We start from the raw sequence: 15,784 nt of genomic DNA, 5'->3' as shown, positions 1-15,784 counted from the left end.
GCCGTTCGTCGTGATAGCTTAGGGCGCTAATTTTTACGTGCGGCATGTCACAACCGACGGGAGGTCGGGGCAACGCACTTTTTCAAAGGGCAGGATGCTCTTCGTCACCTTCATTATTTTCAGGTCAAGGGTAGAGAGACTTCATGGAAATCGGTCTGCGCGAATGGCTGATCGTCATCGGGATCATCGTTATTGCTGGCATTCTCTTCGATGGCTGGCGCCGCATGCGGGGCAGCAGAGGAAAACTCAAATTCAAGCTCGACCGTAATCTTTCGAACTTGCCCGACGACGACTCGGACCCCGAGGTCTTGGGGCCAGCGCGGACCATTCCGGACGCGCAGCAGGAGCCGAGCGTCGGTGATGAGGACGATCTCGCCATCAGCGCGCCTGCCAAGGAAACGTCAAGCAAAAAGCGCAAGGCCGAACCTCGGCAGCGCGATCTTGACCTGGATGTTCATGACGACATCCCGATGACCGAGATGGACGAACCTCACGACGCCAACGAAGACGCCGCATTCGAAGAAGTGCTGGTGATCAACGTCGTCTCGCGTGATCCCGATGGTTTCAAGGGACCGGCGTTGCTGCAGAACATCCTCGAGAGCGGCTTGCGCTTCGGCAAGATGGACATTTTCCATCGCCACGAAAGCATGGCCGGCAACGGTGAAGTTCTGTTCTCCATGGCCAACGGTGTGAAGCCAGGCACGTTCGATCTGGATGACATCGACCTGTTCAGCACTCGCGCAGTGAGCTTCTTCCTCGGGCTGCCAGGCCCACGCCATCCCAAGCAGGCGTTCGATGTCATGGTGGCGGCGGCACGCAAGCTGTCTAGCGAACTCAACGGTGAACTGAAGGACGACCAACGCAGCGTACTGACCGCGCAGACGATCGAGCACTACCGCCAGCGAATCGTCGAGTTCGAGCGCCGCAACCTGACGCTCAAACGCTGATCGATCATCGAAGTACCGTTCCGCGACCTCTAGCGTGCGGAACCTGTCATAGAGAGAGCAGCCCATTTGGCTGCTCTCTTTGTTTGTGAGAGTGGAAAACATGACTGACGCACAGACCGCCGCCGAGCGTATCGCCGAATTACGCAGCGAAATCGAACACCACAACTATCGCTATTACGTACTGGACGAGCCAAATGTTCCAGACGCGGAATACGATCGGCTGTTTCGTGAGTTACGTGCGTTGGAAGAAGAGCATCCCCAGCTGGTGACGCCGGAATCGCCGACGCAGCGGGTCGGTGGTGAGGCGCTGACGGTGTTCGGCACGGTAAAGCATGAAGTGCCGATGCTGAGTCTGGGTAACGCGTTCGAGGAGCAGGACCTCGTCGATTTTGCGCGACGGGTACGTGAAGGCCTGGATCTACCCGCTGGCGATCTGTTCGGAGATGGCGGCAAGGTCGAATACAGCTGCGAACCCAAGCTCGACGGGCTTGCCGTTAGTCTGCTGTACGAGAATGGGCAACTGGTGCGCGGCGCGACGCGTGGCGATGGCACCACGGGTGAGGACATCACCGCCAACGTCCGTACCATTCGTAATATCCCACTCAAGCTCCATGGCACGGGATGGCCGCCAGTGCTGGAAGTGCGCGGTGAGATATTCATGTCCAAGGCCGGTTTTGAGAAGCTTAATGCACGCCAAGCGGAGTTGGGCGGCAAGACCTTCGCCAACCCGCGCAACGCAGCGGCTGGCAGCCTTCGCCAGTTGGATTCGAAGATCACGGCGAGCCGCCCCTTGGAGCTTTGTTCATACGGTGTTGGTCGCAGCGACGGCGAGCTGCCGAAGACGCATTACGATCTGTTGCAGGCGCTGAAGAAATGGGGACTCCCCATTAGCCGCGAGTTGAAAAAGGCTAACGATATCCAGGCATGCCTCGACTATTACCGGGATATCGGCGCGCGCCGGGATGAACTCCCCTACGAAATCGATGGTGTGGTGTTCAAGGTCAATGACATCGGCCAGCAACGCGAGCTCGGATTTCGGGCGCGTGAGCCACGCTGGGCGATTGCACATAAGTTTCCCGCGCGCGAGGAGGTCACCGAGCTGCTGGATGTCGAGTTCCAGGTTGGGCGCACGGGGGCGATCACGCCGGTTGCACGTCTTCAACCTGTCCAGGTCGCCGGTGTCACGGTCTCCAATGCAACGCTGCACAATATGGACGAGGTCGCGCGGTTGGGTGTGATGATCGGCGATACGGTGATCGTCCGGCGTGCCGGCGATGTTATCCCGCAGATCCTCGGTGTTATCGCGGATCGGCGACCCAGCGATGCGCGCGAGGTCCATGTGCCCGAACGATGCCCAGTCTGCGGTTCTGACGTCGAGCGCACGCAGCTGATCAAACGCAGCAAAGGACGTGAGACCGTCAGCGAAGGGTCGATCTATCGCTGTGTCGGCCGTCTTGCCTGCCAGGCGCAGCTCAAGCAGGCGATCATTCACTTCGTGTCGCGCCGCGCCATGGATATCGATGGGTTGGGTGACAAGATCGTCGAGCAGTTGGTGGACCGAGAGTTGGTGAGATCGCCCGCGGACCTCTACACCCTGACCTACGAGCAGGTGTTCGACCTCGAGGGGTTTGCCGACCTGTCGACGAAAAATCTGCTTGCGTCCATCGACAACAGTCGTAAGCCCACGCTGGCGCGTTTCGTCTACGCGTTGGGCATCCCCGAAGTGGGGGAGGAGACAGCCAAGCTGCTCGCACGGTCGCTGGGTAATCTCGAGCGTATATCGCGAGCCCTGCCGGAGGTGCTGACGTATCTGCCGGACGTCGGCAATGAGGTTGCCTATGAGATACACCGCTTCTTTTCCGACGAGCACAACCAGACCGTTATCCGCCAATTACTGGAGCGCGGCGTCGCGTTGCAGGACGAAGGCGGCGTCCACCCGGAATATGCCGCCAGTACCACCCTGGCTGGCTTTCTCGGCAAGCTCGACATCCCCTATGTGGCGGTGACCGGCGCAAAGAATCTGGCAGAACGCTTCAAATCGCTCGACGCCCTTATCGAGGCCGACTGGCTCGACCTCAGCGCCATGAAAGGCGTTAACGAGCGCGCCAAGCGTGCGGTAAGGGAATTCTTCGAAGACCCGGACCGCAGCGCCAAGTCCAGAGCGATCGAAGCGCAGCTCCGTGAATTCGGCATGCATTGGGAAAGCGAGCGCAAGAAGGTCGAGGGATTGCCCCTGACAGGGCAGACCTGGGTGCTTACTGGCACTTTGGAAGCGATGAGCCGCGACGTCGCCAAGGAGCGCCTTGAAGCGCTGGGCGCGAAGGTTGCCGGATCGGTCTCAGCGAAAACAAACTGCGTCGTGGCCGGCCCTGGCGCGGGGTCCAAGCTGGCTAAAGCGAGTGAGCTCGGGGTGAAAGTGCTGGATGAAAATGCCTTCATCGCAGCGCTGGATGCGATGTCGTAGTTCTGCACTTGCTATTTGTAGGAGCCCGCCGGGCTGCGACCAGCTTGCGGGCGATCGCTTTTGTGTTCTGGCTTCGGCACGCTGTCACATGCTGACAACGGGGCGAGCGATACTCGCCTTCGCGACTAAAGTCGCCCCCAACAGGGATAGGATGCACTCGTTGTGACTGATATGAGCAGCGAGATTCATTCCGGCTTTTGTAGGAGCTAGCTTGCTGGCGATCGCTTTTGTGTTCTGGCTTCGGCACGCTGTCACAGGCTGACAACGGGGCGAGCGATGCTCGCCTTCGCGACTAAAGCGGATGGCCGCCCCGCCGTCCCTACAAAAGCGGCACAGCAGGCCGCCATTCGGGCGAGCGCGTAGGGTGGATTAGCTGCCCGGCGCCGTAATCCACCGTCCACCTCGATAGAGCGGCTGACCGCCTGTGTCGCGTCGTCGTTGAAAAGCCATCCAACACCCTGGCGTCCTATTTGCTTGCCATGAACCCTTTGTTAATGGCAAGAGGGCGTGGCATGCAGACGCTCAATCTGCGTCAAATCGAAGTCTTCCGTGCCGTGATGATCGCGGGGTCGATCAGTGGGGCGTCGAAGTTATTGCTGATCTCCCAGCCTGCTGTCAGCCGCATGCTGTCGCATGCTGAAGCGCGCATTGGTTTCCAGCTGTTCGAGCGCCACAAGGGGCGACTCTTCCCTTCGCCCGAAGCCCGCCGGTTGTTTCACGATGTCGAGTCCGTCTACCGGGATGTTCAGCGGGTCAATACGACGCTCTACGACATCGTGCAGCAGCGGCAGGGCATGCTGCGCATCGTGAGCAGCCCCAGTTTGGGGCACTGGCTGGTGCCTGAAGCGATCGGTGCCTTTCATCGAAGCCACCCCGAAGTGCGTATCCACCTCGAATGTTTGCCCCACACGGTGTTACGCGATCGGCTGCTCGATCGACAAGCTGACGTGGGTATCTCGCTTTTCCCGATCGATCATCCCAACCTTGTCGTGGACCCCCTCAGCGAAATCGGTCTGCGCGTCATCTGTCCCGCCGAGGATCCGTTGACCAGTATCGAACGTGATCGATTGCCGGCGATGTTGGCGACGTCACCCATGGTTGGCTACCCACCGGGCACGCCGTTTTACGGTCTGATGCGTCCGGCGTTCGAAAGGATCGGCGTACCGTTTCGCCCTCTGCTGGAGGTCGACTCGCCTTACCACGCGTGCACGTTCGTACGGAACGGCACCGGCTTTTCGATGGTGGATGAGATATCGCTGCGCGCGTCGGACACGTCGGCCGTAGCGGTGCTGCCCCTTCTGCAAACCGAGCGCTTGCGCATGAGCCTCGTCCATTTGGGTTTGGAACCCTTGGCTCAATTGACCCGTGCGTTCGTGGCGGCGCTCGAAGCCACACTCGTCCGTAATGCACTCGTACCGGTGCCATAACCGCGTGTTAAGGAAGGCCCACGAATTGGCATACGACAGACACCGGCAGCCTTTTCCAGAATGTCCCCACGTACACGACGATAGCGGTGGAAAGGCATGAGAGAGATCATGATTGGCGGCGCGCAGCTTGGCGCCATCCAGAAACACGACTCACGAGAGTCGGTGGTCGCACGCATGCTTGCCTTGTTGGAACAGGCGAAAGACCGCGGTTGCGAGCTCGTAGTGTTTCCCGAGCTGGCGCTGACAACGTTCTTCCCGCGGTGGTACATGGAAGACCAAGCCGAAGTCGATGTTTGGTTCGAGCAGGAAATGCCCAATGCCGCGACCCAGCCGTTGTTCGATTTCGCCCGTACCCACCGCATCGCGATCTCGTTCGGCTACGCCGAGCGCACCCCTGAAGGCCGTTATTTCAATACCTCGATCCTGACCGATCGCACCGGAACGATCGTCGGTAAATACCGCAAGGTTCACCTGCCCGGTCATGCCGAGTTCGATCCAGAGCGTGACTTCCAGCACCTCGAGAAGCGCTATTTCGAGCCGGGCGATCTGGGTTTTCCCACTTGGGAGAACGAGGGGGCGGTCATGGGGATGTGCATCTGCAACGATCGACGTTGGCCGGAGACCTACCGGGTAATGGGCTTGCAAGGCGTGGAATTGGTGACACTCGGCTACAACACCCCCTCGGTCAATGCCCAGAACCGTGGCGAGGGTGAAGCGCATCGACTCTTCCATTCGCAGCTGGTGATGCAGGCCGGTGCCTATCAAAACGCCACCTGGGTGGTCGGCGTGGCCAAGGCAGGGGTCGAGGACGGCTTTCCACTGATGGGCGGCTCCGTGATTATCGACCCCAATGGCTTCGTGGTTGCGCAAGCGGACACCCAAGGCGACGAACTCATCAGCCATCGTTGCGACATGGACCTTTGTACCTTCGGCAAGACCACCATCTTCGACTTCAAACGCCATCGCCGGATCGAGCACTACGGCATCATCACTCGCCAGACCGGCGCCGAGCGACCGGCTTGAGCCACTGCAAGGAATGCTGAGCATGCGCACTGTCTATCTCAATGGCGACTATGTCGCCGAGCAGGATGCGAAGGTATCGATCTTCGATCGGGGCTTCATGTTCGGTGACGGCATCTATGAAGTGACTGCGGTCATCGACGGACAACTGATCGATTTCCCCGGGCACATGCAACGCTTGCGTCGCTCCCTTGGTGAGATTGGCATGACGATGCCGCTCGACGAGGACGGCCTGGCGCGCATCCACCATCATCTGATCGAAGACAACGCCTTGCGCGAAGGGCTGGTGTACCTGCAGGTCACACGCGGTACCCAGGATCGAAATTTCCTTTACCCGTCGACCGATACGCCGCAGACGCTGGTGCTCTACACGCAGGCGAAAGCGGTGATCGATAGCCCCTTGGCGAAACGGGGCCTAACGCTCATCAGCGTGCCCGACCTGCGCTGGCAGCGCAGCGACATCAAGACGACCCAATTGCTGTATGCCTGTATGGCCAAGGAAATGGCCAAGGCCGAGGGCGCCGATGATGCCTGGTTGGTGCGAGATGGCGCCGTCACTGAAGGCAGTTCCAATAACGCATTCATCGTTACCCGGGACGGCGCGGTGGTCACCCGCGAGTTGTCTCGGGCCCTTTTGCCAGGAATCACCCGCGGGGTATTGCTGGATCTGATCGAGCGCGACGGGCTACGCCTGGAAGAAAGACCGTTCACCCTGGAAGAGGCGTACGCCGCCGCAGAGGCCTTTGTCACGTCTTCGACTTCCTTCGTGTACCCGGTGGTGAACCTCGATGGCCGCGCCATAGGCAATGGCTCTCCCGGACCTATCACCCAGCGGCTTCGCCAACGCTATATCGATCGTGTGCATGACTTGATCCATTAGGGTCTGTTCCCGCCACGAACTCGGAAACACCGCCTCCAGAAGCGGTAGGCCGATGCGTTTTTCTCGAACCCTGCCGAACACTTACCGACAAGGATCGATACGCCATGATTGCATTCCCGCTCCGTCACGATACTCGCCGTGCGCTCGCGCGCCTGGCATTACCGCTTGGCTTTATCGCTGGACTGGCATTACCTTGCGCTGCCACTGCACAAACGACCCTGCATGCCGTCATGTCGTCGTCTCTGCGCGCCCTGGACCCGATTGCCACCACCGCGCAGATCACCCGTAACCATGGCTACATGATCTACGACACGTTGATCGGCATGGACGAGCACTTCGAGCCGAAGCCGCAGATGGCGGATTGGACTGTGTCCGACGACAAGCTCACGTATACCTTCACATTGCGTGAGGGCCTGAAGTGGCACGATGGTGCTCCGGTCACCGCCAAGGATTGCTTGGCATCGCTGAAACGCTGGGCGGATTACGACGTCGGCGGCCAGATGATGATGGATTACGTGCAGCGCCTGGAGGCGACCGACGACCGAACCCTCGTGCTGACGCTCGCCAAGCCTTACGGGTATGTTCTGCAACTGCTGGCGAAGCCGTCTTCGGTCGCCGCCTTCATGATGCCGGAGCGTGTCGCGACCCTGCCCAAAGGTAAACCCATCACCGACTACACGGGCTCGGGCCCGTTCGTTTTCAACGCGGGCGAGTTCGATCCTGGCAACCGCGTCGTCTATGAGCGCTTCGCCGACTACGTGCCTCGGCAGGAGCCCGCGAGTGGTACTTCGGGCGGCAAGGTGGCGAAGGTGGATCGCGTCGAGTGGATCAACATGCCCGACCGCATGACCGCCATCAACGCGCTGTCTTCCGGTGACATCGATTTCATCGAGCAACTGCCTATCGACCTCTTGCCAGTCGTGGAAGCCAACCCCGAACTGAAGACCGGTATTCTCAGCTCCTTGGGCTACATGACCGGGGGGCGGATGAATTTCCTGTATCCGCCGTTCGACAATCCAGAGATCCGTCGCGCTGCGATGCTGGCGATGAATCAGGAAGACGTGCTGAACGCTTTGGTCGGCAACCCCGAGTACTTCCGCAAATGCGCCTCGGTGTTTGGTTGCGGTACGCAGCTGGAAACCCAGGAGGGTGGCGACGCCTTGCTCGAAGGCGGGCACGGGGACGAGGCTCGCGCGCTGTTGAAGAAGGCGGGATACGACGGTACGCCCGTCGTAATAATGCAGCCGACCGACGTTCCGAGCCAGGCGCCACAACCTGTGGTCGTGGCCGATGCGTTACGCAAGGTCGGGTTCAACGTCGACCTGCAGCCAATGGACTGGCAAACGCTGGTCTCCAAGCGTGCCAGTACGGCGGAGCCCTCAAAGGGCGGTTGGAATCTGTTCTTCACCTACTGGAACGCGGAGACGATCTGGAACCCCGTCGTGAATCCCATGTTGGGTGGTGGCGGCAAGGAGAAAGCGTGGTTTGGCTGGCCCACCGACCCGGAAATGGATGCGCTGCGCACGAAGTTCGCCACCTCGATCGGTGAGGCGGAGCAGAAGGCGGTCGCAGTGGATATCCAGAAGCGTGCTATGTCTCAGGTCAGCTACGTCCCGCTGGGCATGTATTCGGACGTCTCGGCGTGGAGCGGGCAGCTGTCCGGCCTGATGAAAGGCCCGTCCACGGTGTTCTGGAATGTCGAGAAGAGCGAGTGACGTCATGACTGCCGATCTTCTATTCAAGGGCGTCCAGGTCATCGATGGCACGGGCGGGCCGAGTTATGTCGCGGATGTCGCCGTCGTAGACGACCGCATCGTCGCGATCGGTGCCCTTGGCGGCAGCACCGCCCGGCGGATCATAGAGGGCGAAGGGCGGTGCCTGATGCCGGGGTTCATCGACGTTCATACCCACGACGACACCCATGTCATTCGGCATCCGGACATGTTGCCGAAGATCTCCCAGGGAGTGACTACCGTCATCGTCGGCAATTGCGGTATCAGCGCGTCACCGGTGTCACTGCCCGGCGCGCCGCCGGATCCGATGAACCTGCTCGGCGATCGACTGGCGTTCGTCTATCCCGCCTTCAGTGACTATGTCGCTGCGGTGGAAGCCGCGCAGCCCTGTGTCAACGTCGCGGCCTTGATTGGGCATACGGCGTTGCGCGCCAATGTCATGGACCGCTTCGATCGGGAGGCCAGCCCAGGCGAGTTGGCCGATATGAGCGAAAAGCTCAAGCGGGCACTGGATGAAGGGGCGCTCGGGCTCAGCAGTGGATTGGCCTATACCAACGCGCGCCAAGCACCGACTGCAGAGGTCCAGCAACTCGTCGATATCGTCGGGTGTGAGGGCGCGACCTACACCACGCATATGCGCAACGAGCATGCTGGCCTGCTGGATTCCCTGACGGAGTCATTCGATACGGCGCGCAAGGCACGTGCGAATCTGGTCATCTCTCATCTCAAGTGTGCCGGGCTCGGGAATTGGGGCAGGGCGCCGCTCGCGTTGGCGTCCCTGGAGGCCGCCGCGCGCCAGCAACCCTGCAATTGCGATTGCTATCCCTATGCTGCCAGCTCGACAACCCTCGATGGCTGGCGGGTCGAGCCCGGTATGACGATCTATATCACCTGGTCCGAGCCGCACCCGGAGATGGCGCGCAAGACCCTCGACGCTATCGCCGAGGAATGGAATGTCACCGCCCTGGAAGCCTGCGAGCGTTTACGGCCGGCCGGGGCGATCTATCACATGATGAGTGAAGACGATGTGCGCCTGATCCTGGGCCACCCCTTGTCGATGGTGGGCTCGGATGGGCTGCCGGGCGACCCGAATCCTCATCCCCGGCTATGGGGCACTTTTCCTCGGGTGCTGGCCCACTATTGCCGCGATCTCGGGTTATTCGATTTGCCAGAAGCGGTACGCAAAATGACCGGCCTTTCCGCATCGCGCTTTCGTCTGCAAGATCGCGGCGAAATTCGCGCGGGCGCGTTTGCCGACCTTGTATTGGTGGATATGGCGCGGATCGAGGATGTCGCCACCTACGCCGACCCCCAGCGCACGGCGCCAGGAATCGATCTGGTCGTGGTCAACGGTGAAGTGGCCTACGAACACGGACGTTCGGTGGGCCGCAGCGGTCGCCTGCTGAAACGCCAAAGCAGGAGAGCAGCCTGATGCACGTGGTTGTCATCGGCGCGGGTGTCATTGGGTTGACCAGTGCCTGGTATCTCGCGCGTGAAGGCGTGCAGGTCACGCTGGTCGATCGGCACGCCGACGTGGCTCAGGAAACGAGTTTCGCCAACGGCGGGCAACTCAGTTACAGCTACGTCGCGCCGCTGGCCGACCCCGCCGTACTGCCGAAATTGCCACAGTGGCTGCTCAAGGCCGATTCGCCGCTACGGTTTCGCCCGCGGCTCGACCCTTTGCAGTGGCGCTGGTGTCTGGCGTTTCTGCGTGCCTGCACGTCGCTAAAGGTTCGCCAGACGATAGGCGAAATGATGAGCCTATCCTTGCGCAGTCGGGCGCTGATGGACACACTTTTAGATGAGCATCCATTCCCGTTCGATCTACGCCGTACCGGGAAGCTGGTGGCCTATCGCAACGCAAGTGCGTTGTCTGCCGCGCGACCGTTGGTAGAGATGCAGCGCACGTTGGGAGCCGACCAGCACGTTCTCGACCAGCAGCAATGCCTCGAGCTGGAGCCTGCGTTGGCGGATATCAGCGATCAACTCGCGGGTGGAATCTATACGCCATCCGAAGCCACCGGTGATTGCCGTGCATTCTGCGAAGGCCTGCTGGCAAGACTGCGTGCGCGGGACAATGTTCATTGTCGTCTGGGCGTTGACGTACTCGCGATGGATGCATCCGGTACGCGGGTGAATGGGATACGCACCGACCAAGGTCTGTTGGAGGCGGATGCGTACGTCATCGCAACAGGAATGGACAGCGTGCGACTCGCGCGCCCGCTCGGGCTCCACCTGCCGCTGTACGCATTGCGCGGATACAGCCTGACCGCGACGCCTGCGGACGATATGCGATCGCCGGCGCTGAGCGTGACCGATGCTGCACGCAAGATCGTGTTCGCCCCATTGGGAAATCGACTGCGGATCGCGGCCATGGTGGATATGGGCGTAGGCGACGCTTCGATCGATGCGACGCGGATTGCGCTGCTCAAGCGCCAGGTCGCGGAAACCTTCCCGCGATTGGACCTGACCGCGGCGGTGCCATGGGCAGGGTTGCGGCCAAGCACTGCGAGCAGCAAGCCGATCATCGATCGTGCCGGTCGATTTCAGAATCTCTGGCTCAATGTCGGTCATGGCGCACTCGGGTTTACCCTGGCCTGTGCCAGCGCGGAGCATCTGACGTCGCGGATGCTCGGGCAGTCCCCCGCCGTTGAGGGGCATCCATTCGCACTGGCAGGTGCGTGAACCCTGTAGTTATAAGCAAGTTCGTTATCGATATAAAAACGGCGGTTGAAAGTCGTTATGCTCGCGCCCCGTTTCGATTGGTGTTCAGGGGTAGTGATGGAAGTCGGTGCAGTAGCGTTTATCGTCGCGGGTTTGCTGGTAGGGTTCATCGTCGGCATGACCGGTGTAGGCGGTGGATCGTTAATGACGCCTATCCTGCTTTGGTTCGGCGTGAACCCCGCAGCGGCGGTTGGCACTGACTTGCTGTACGCCGCGATCACCAAAGCCGGTGGCGTGTGGGTCCATCAGAAGAACCGCAACATCGATTGGGCGATTACCGGCTGGCTTGCACTGGGAAGCGTGCCTGCGGCGGGGCTTACCCTGTTGTTCCTCAAAAGTCTGGACTCCAGCCCGGACGCGACTAACGCAGTCATCAAGCATGCGTTGGGCGTCGTGCTCGTCCTCACGGCGCTGGCGATCTTCTTCAAGAAACGCCTATTGGCGTTTGCGGGAAAGCAGGCGGGCGAGGGCTACACGGTAAAACCAACGACGCTCAATGCGCTGACAGTGGTAACCGGCGTCGTACTGGGTGTGATGGTGACGCTGACCTCGATCGGCGCCGGTGCACTGGGAACGGTCGCGCTGTTCGTGCTGTACCCGTTGCTATTGACGCGCCGTCTAGTGGGGACCGAGATCGCCCATGCCGTGCCATTGACCCTCGTCGCGGGTCTTGGACATGCCAGCATGGGCAATATGGATTGGTCGATCCTCGCCTATCTGCTCATGGGCTCGCTGCCCGGCATCTATTTTGGCAGTCACCTGTCGGGACGCGTCTCTGACGACCTACTGCGTCCATGCCTTGCCTTGATGCTCCTGGTGATCGGCTACAAGCTGGTGCTGTGAACCGCCGTCGAGCCTTCCCGCTTCAACAGCTGCTTGCAGCGGTTGGACAGATGCACCACGCGCAGATGCTTGCCTGCCTTGTCGTAGCGATCGCGTAGCGTCTTCAACGCGGCAATCGCCGAGTAGTCGACGAAGCTCAAGTGGCTGCAATCCAGCGTCACCACCTCAGGATCGGTCGCCGGCTCGAAGGTTTCCAGAAAGCGCGTCGTCGATGCGAAGAACAAGGTGCCGCGTGGGCGGTACACCTTGCCCAGGTCTTCTTCGCGTACTTCGACATACAGGTCACGCGCGTGCTGCCAGGCGAAATTCAGAGCAGCGATGACGATGCCGCACATGACGGCCGTCGCAAGGTCCGTGAAGACGGTGATGATCGTGACCGCGACGATCACGAACACGTCGTTCTTCGGCACTTTGGTAATGACCCGCAGCGAGGCCCAGGCGAACGTTTGCTGGGCGACCACGAACATCACGCCTACCAACGCCGCCAACGGGATACGTTCGATCAGCGGCGAGAGAAACAGCACGAACAGAAGAATCATCACGCCGCTGACCACGCCGGACACCCGCGTGCGCCCGCCCGAACTCAGGTTGATCATGGTTTGGCCGATCATCGCGCAACCGCCCATGCCGCCAAACAGGCCCGACGCGATGTTCGCTGCGCCTAGCGCGATGCATTCCCGGTTCGCGTGACCGCGGGTCTCGGTGATTTCGTCGGTCAGGTTCAAGGTCAACAGCGTTTCCAGCAGCCCAACCATGGCCATGAGCACGGCGTACGGCAGGATGATGCGCAGCGTTTCGAGGTTCCACGGAATGTCCGGCCATATCAGGCTGGGCAGCCCACCGGCGATGTTCGCCATATCGCCGAGGGTGTGGGTCGGTAGATCGAAGAGCCCGGTGAGCAGCCCGACGCCGACGATCGCAACCAGTGCCGGTGGAACGCTGCGCGTCAGTTTAGGCAGCAGGTACACGATGGCCATCGTCAGCAACACCAGCGCCACCATGACGTTGAGCGGCGTGCCGCTGAGCCAGGCCTCACCGTCTTTGAAATGCTCCAGCTGAGCCATGGCGATGACGATGGCCAGACCGTTGACGAAACCGAGCATCACCGGGTGCGGCACCATGCGCACGAGTTTGCCCAGCCGCAGCACGCCGAACAGCGTCATCAGTACGCCGCCGAGCAATACGGTTGCGAGGAAATACTGCACGCCGTGCTGAACGACCAGTGCCACGATCACGACGGCCATCGAGCCCGCCGCGCCTGAAATCATGCCTGGGCGCCCGCCGAAGAGGGCGGTGATGAGGCAAATGAAGAACGCGCCGTATAGGCCCATCAGCGGGTTCAGTTGGGCGACGAGCGCAAAGGCGATGCATTCCGGGACGAGAGCGAACGACGAGGTAAGGCCGGCAAGAACGTCGGCACGCAGACGGGCGGTTTTCATTAGGGTCCTGTGGCGGATACGGCGGCGAGCTCGATACGGCGCGCGGCCGACGAGCGATCACGAATGAACGGGAAGGGCGAAATATTAAGTAATACCCCGCACGCGCGCCACCTCGATTGATCCGCCGTAGGCGGCTCGTCGTCGCACGTGCAGGTGTGGCGTTCCTCAGTCGCTTGCTTGATCTTGCTCTGGTGCAGGGCGCGTTTCGATCCAGAGTGCGCCCTTGCCAGCGGGGGCTTCGCTGACGCGCTCGATGGAGCCATCGGCTGCGATGCGGTAGCTGCCGATGACGGCGCTTTTCTCCCCACTCACCAGCAGCCACTGGCCGCTGGGTGCGATCGCAATGTTGCGTGGTTGGGTTTCGTTTACCGGATAGGTTTCGAGATAGCGCAGGGCGCCATTTTCAGGATCGATACGAAAAGCCGAAACGGCGCTGGTGGTGCGTTCGCTGATGTACAGCAAAGTGCCGTCCGGTGTGACGCGAATATCGGCGACCCAGATCAGCTTCGGTGCGAGGTCGTCGGGTATCGGTTCCGCGCCCCGTATGACCCCGGGTTGCAAACCAAGACGCGCGGGAATGCCTTCGGCGCGCGTAATTTCGGTCAATTCGCCTGTGTCGGGATCGACGGTATAGCCAACCACCGTTCCGGTGAGCTCACCGGCCACGTAGAGAAAGCGGCCATCTGGCGAGAAGGCCAAGTGCCGCGGGCCGATCCCCGGTGGCGTCTCGATGTATCCCTTATCGATGGCAGAGAAGTCGCCGGTGTGCGGGTCCTGACGGAATTGGGCGATACGGTCGGCACCCAGCACGGCGGCGTAGGTGAAACGGCCGCTCGGGTCGTTGAGCACGGAGTGCGTGTTCGGCCCGGTGTCATACGTGGTCGCCGTGTCCAGTGGTTGTCCATCGGGTTGAACGGGTTGCACGCTGACCAGTCCGCCGCCATAGGAGGCGCCCATCAGGTGACGGCCGGAACGATCGAGGGAAAGGTAGGACATGCGATCGGCCAGCCGCGCGGTGCGCATCGCTGCCAGCGCGCCACTTTCTGCATCGATGCGGAAGGGGGCGACCGCGTTGCCCGCATCGCCTCGCGTTGCCGCGAACAGCGTCGATCCGTCCGGCGATAGCGCCATCGCCCCGGCGCTGTCGCCGGCATGGAAGCGCTCGATCCGTGTCAGCGCGCCGGTACGTTCGTCCAACCGATATTGCGTGATATCGCCATCGCCGGGGCTCGATACATAGACATGGGCCGCATGGGCCTGAAGCGTGAACAGCGCTGCGGCAGCGGCGCTCGGGACGTGGACGTTGGGCATTGGGCTTAATCCTTGGCGAGCGGGGTGGGGGCAGCGGATCGCGGGCGAAGTCGGTTCTGGTGGACCTGCAACTGGGTGTACGCCGCTTGCAGCAGCGGGACGGCGACGCCCTTGTCATGCGCACGTGCCACCAGGTCACCCACGATCTGCTCAGCTTCGACCGCACTCCCGGCTTGAAGGTCGCGGTACATCGAACTGGTCTGCTTTGAGTTGGGATTGGTCAACATCCGCTGGATGCTCTGGACATAGGCGTCGTCCAGTTCGCCGCCGTTGGCGCGAACGCTCGAAACCACTTCGGACAGGATGTGCTCGATCAATTCGAGCCCGCCTGTCGTATTCACCACTTCACCGATCGTGCCTCGGCCCAGGCAATTGATACTCCCGAGGCTGGCGAGCAGGGTCCATTTTTCCCAGAGTGTCCGGCGGATGTCTTTGGACAGTCGAGCATCGAAACCGGCTCCTTGCATCACGGCATCCAAGCGCCGAATACGCTCGGAATCCTGCCCATCGAGCTCGCCGTAGATCATGTCGTTTATCTTGCTGAACTGCACGATGCGCCCTTGGTCATCGACGGTCGATTCGATCTTGCAGACGCAACCACCGACGTGTGCCGGTGAGAACCGTTCGGCCATGCGATCCAGGTGCTTCATGCCGTTCAGTGTCGATAGCAGCAAGGTATTGGGGCCAACCGCAGGCGCCATGTCGTCCAACGCCTGGTCGAGCGCGTAGGCCTTGACGGTCACGAGTACGGCATTGAACGGCGCTGTCAGTTGGTCCCGCGTTAGCACCGTTGCTGCCTGGGTAAAGTCGCCATGGGGGCTCAGGATCCGCAAACCGTCCTTGCGTATCTGCTCCGCGCGTGCGGGGCGAACGAGAAACGAAACGTCGCGACCCGCCTGCGCCAAACGTGCGCCGAAGAACGCGCCGGTCGCGCCTGCACCTACTATCAACAGTCTCATTCGTCTGCCTCGTCGCTGGTTGAAAAGGCAGGTATAG

At 61.1% G+C, this 15,784-nt stretch carries 12 protein-coding genes; 9 read left to right on the top strand and 3 right to left on the bottom strand.

The features are described 5' to 3' along the window. Nucleotides 1-143: 143 nt before the first annotated feature. The 9 genes from zipA (at nt 144) to IEY47_RS06905 (ending at nt 12,038) form a co-directional block, all read left to right on the top strand. Nucleotides 144-947 (top strand): cell division protein ZipA, encoded by an 804-nt coding sequence (gene zipA / locus IEY47_RS06945; protein WP_188982445.1) that lies wholly within the window; start codon nt 144-146, stop codon nt 945-947. A gap of 100 nt (nt 948-1,047) precedes the next feature. Further along, nucleotides 1,048-3,411: an NAD-dependent DNA ligase LigA gene (gene ligA, locus IEY47_RS06940; protein ID WP_188982444.1), complete on the top strand. Its 2,364-nt coding sequence runs from the start codon at nt 1,048-1,050 to the stop codon at nt 3,409-3,411. Between the two features lie 512 nt (nt 3,412-3,923). After that, on the top strand, nt 3,924-4,838 hold the full coding sequence (locus tag IEY47_RS06935) for a LysR family transcriptional regulator (protein WP_188982443.1): 915 nt from the start codon (nt 3,924-3,926) through the stop codon (nt 4,836-4,838). Between the two features lie 96 nt (nt 4,839-4,934). Next, nucleotides 4,935-5,861, top strand: coding sequence for an N-carbamoyl-D-amino-acid hydrolase (locus IEY47_RS06930; RefSeq protein WP_188982442.1), 927 nt, complete (start codon nt 4,935-4,937; stop codon nt 5,859-5,861). A 22-nt stretch (nt 5,862-5,883) separates the two neighbouring features. Then, complete coding sequence (locus IEY47_RS06925; protein ID WP_188982441.1) at nt 5,884-6,738, top strand: D-amino-acid transaminase; 855 nt, start codon at nt 5,884-5,886, stop codon at nt 6,736-6,738. A 104-nt stretch (nt 6,739-6,842) separates the two neighbouring features. After that, nucleotides 6,843-8,453, top strand: coding sequence for an ABC transporter substrate-binding protein (locus IEY47_RS06920; protein ID WP_188982440.1), 1,611 nt, complete (start codon nt 6,843-6,845; stop codon nt 8,451-8,453). A 4-nt stretch (nt 8,454-8,457) separates the two neighbouring features. After that, nucleotides 8,458-9,903, top strand: a complete 1,446-nt coding sequence (locus IEY47_RS06915; protein WP_188982439.1) for an N-acyl-D-amino-acid deacylase family protein — start codon at nt 8,458-8,460, stop codon at nt 9,901-9,903. After that, the gene (locus tag IEY47_RS06910; RefSeq protein WP_188982438.1) at nt 9,903-11,156 is read left to right on the top strand and encodes a D-amino acid dehydrogenase; all 1,254 of its coding nucleotides are present in this window, start codon (nt 9,903-9,905) and stop codon (nt 11,154-11,156) included. The genes IEY47_RS06915 and IEY47_RS06910 overlap by 1 nt, the downstream gene beginning before the upstream one ends. A gap of 96 nt (nt 11,157-11,252) precedes the next feature. Further along, nucleotides 11,253-12,038 (top strand): sulfite exporter TauE/SafE family protein, encoded by a 786-nt coding sequence (locus tag IEY47_RS06905; RefSeq protein WP_188982932.1) that lies wholly within the window; start codon nt 11,253-11,255, stop codon nt 12,036-12,038. On the opposite strand, the gene IEY47_RS06900 is transcribed toward IEY47_RS06905, so the two are convergent. From IEY47_RS06900 to IEY47_RS06890, 3 genes are all read right to left on the bottom strand, one after another. Next, nucleotides 12,020-13,477: a SulP family inorganic anion transporter gene (locus IEY47_RS06900; RefSeq protein WP_188982437.1), complete on the bottom strand. Its 1,458-nt coding sequence runs from the start codon at nt 13,475-13,477 to the stop codon at nt 12,020-12,022. The two genes, IEY47_RS06905 and IEY47_RS06900, sit on opposite strands and share 19 nt — an antisense overlap. 165 nt (nt 13,478-13,642) lie before the next feature. Then, nucleotides 13,643-14,788: a lactonase family protein gene (locus IEY47_RS06895; RefSeq protein ID WP_188982436.1), complete on the bottom strand. Its 1,146-nt coding sequence runs from the start codon at nt 14,786-14,788 to the stop codon at nt 13,643-13,645. A 5-nt stretch (nt 14,789-14,793) separates the two neighbouring features. Further along, a complete protein-coding gene (locus tag IEY47_RS06890) occupies nt 14,794-15,747 on the bottom strand; it encodes a ketopantoate reductase family protein (RefSeq protein ID WP_188982435.1) in 954 nt (317 codons plus the stop codon). Nucleotides 15,748-15,784: the final 37 nt, after the last annotated feature.

The sequence above is a fragment of the Pseudomonas matsuisoli genome (assembly GCF_014647635.1).
Lineage (GTDB): Bacteria > Pseudomonadota > Gammaproteobacteria > Pseudomonadales > Pseudomonadaceae > Pseudomonas_P > Pseudomonas_P matsuisoli.
Note: the sequence above shows the minus strand (reverse complement) of the source record. Positions and strands in the feature narration are given on the sequence as shown.

Excerpts from the sequence above, each read along its gene's own strand:
- ligA (WP_188982444.1), top strand. The coding sequence starts at position 1,048 with ATGACTGACGCACAGACCGCCGCCGAGCGTATCGCCGAATTACGCAGC.
- IEY47_RS06920 (WP_188982440.1), top strand. The coding sequence starts at position 6,843 with ATGATTGCATTCCCGCTCCGTCACGATACTCGCCGTGCGCTCGCGCGC.
- IEY47_RS06915 (WP_188982439.1), top strand. The coding sequence starts at position 8,458 with ATGACTGCCGATCTTCTATTCAAGGGCGTCCAGGTCATCGATGGCACG.
- IEY47_RS06925 (WP_188982441.1), top strand. The coding sequence starts at position 5,884 with ATGCGCACTGTCTATCTCAATGGCGACTATGTCGCCGAGCAGGATGCG.
- IEY47_RS06910 (WP_188982438.1), top strand. The coding sequence starts at position 9,903 with ATGCACGTGGTTGTCATCGGCGCGGGTGTCATTGGGTTGACCAGTGCC.
- IEY47_RS06895 (WP_188982436.1), bottom strand. The coding sequence starts at position 14,788 with ATGCCCAACGTCCACGTCCCGAGCGCCGCTGCCGCAGCGCTGTTCACG.
- IEY47_RS06890 (WP_188982435.1), bottom strand. The coding sequence starts at position 15,747 with ATGAGACTGTTGATAGTAGGTGCAGGCGCGACCGGCGCGTTCTTCGGC.
- IEY47_RS06905 (WP_188982932.1), top strand. The coding sequence starts at position 11,253 with ATGGAAGTCGGTGCAGTAGCGTTTATCGTCGCGGGTTTGCTGGTAGGG.
- IEY47_RS06930 (WP_188982442.1), top strand. The coding sequence starts at position 4,935 with ATGAGAGAGATCATGATTGGCGGCGCGCAGCTTGGCGCCATCCAGAAA.
- IEY47_RS06900 (WP_188982437.1), bottom strand. The coding sequence starts at position 13,477 with ATGAAAACCGCCCGTCTGCGTGCCGACGTTCTTGCCGGCCTTACCTCG.
- zipA (WP_188982445.1), top strand. The coding sequence starts at position 144 with ATGGAAATCGGTCTGCGCGAATGGCTGATCGTCATCGGGATCATCGTT.
- IEY47_RS06935 (WP_188982443.1), top strand. The coding sequence starts at position 3,924 with ATGCAGACGCTCAATCTGCGTCAAATCGAAGTCTTCCGTGCCGTGATG.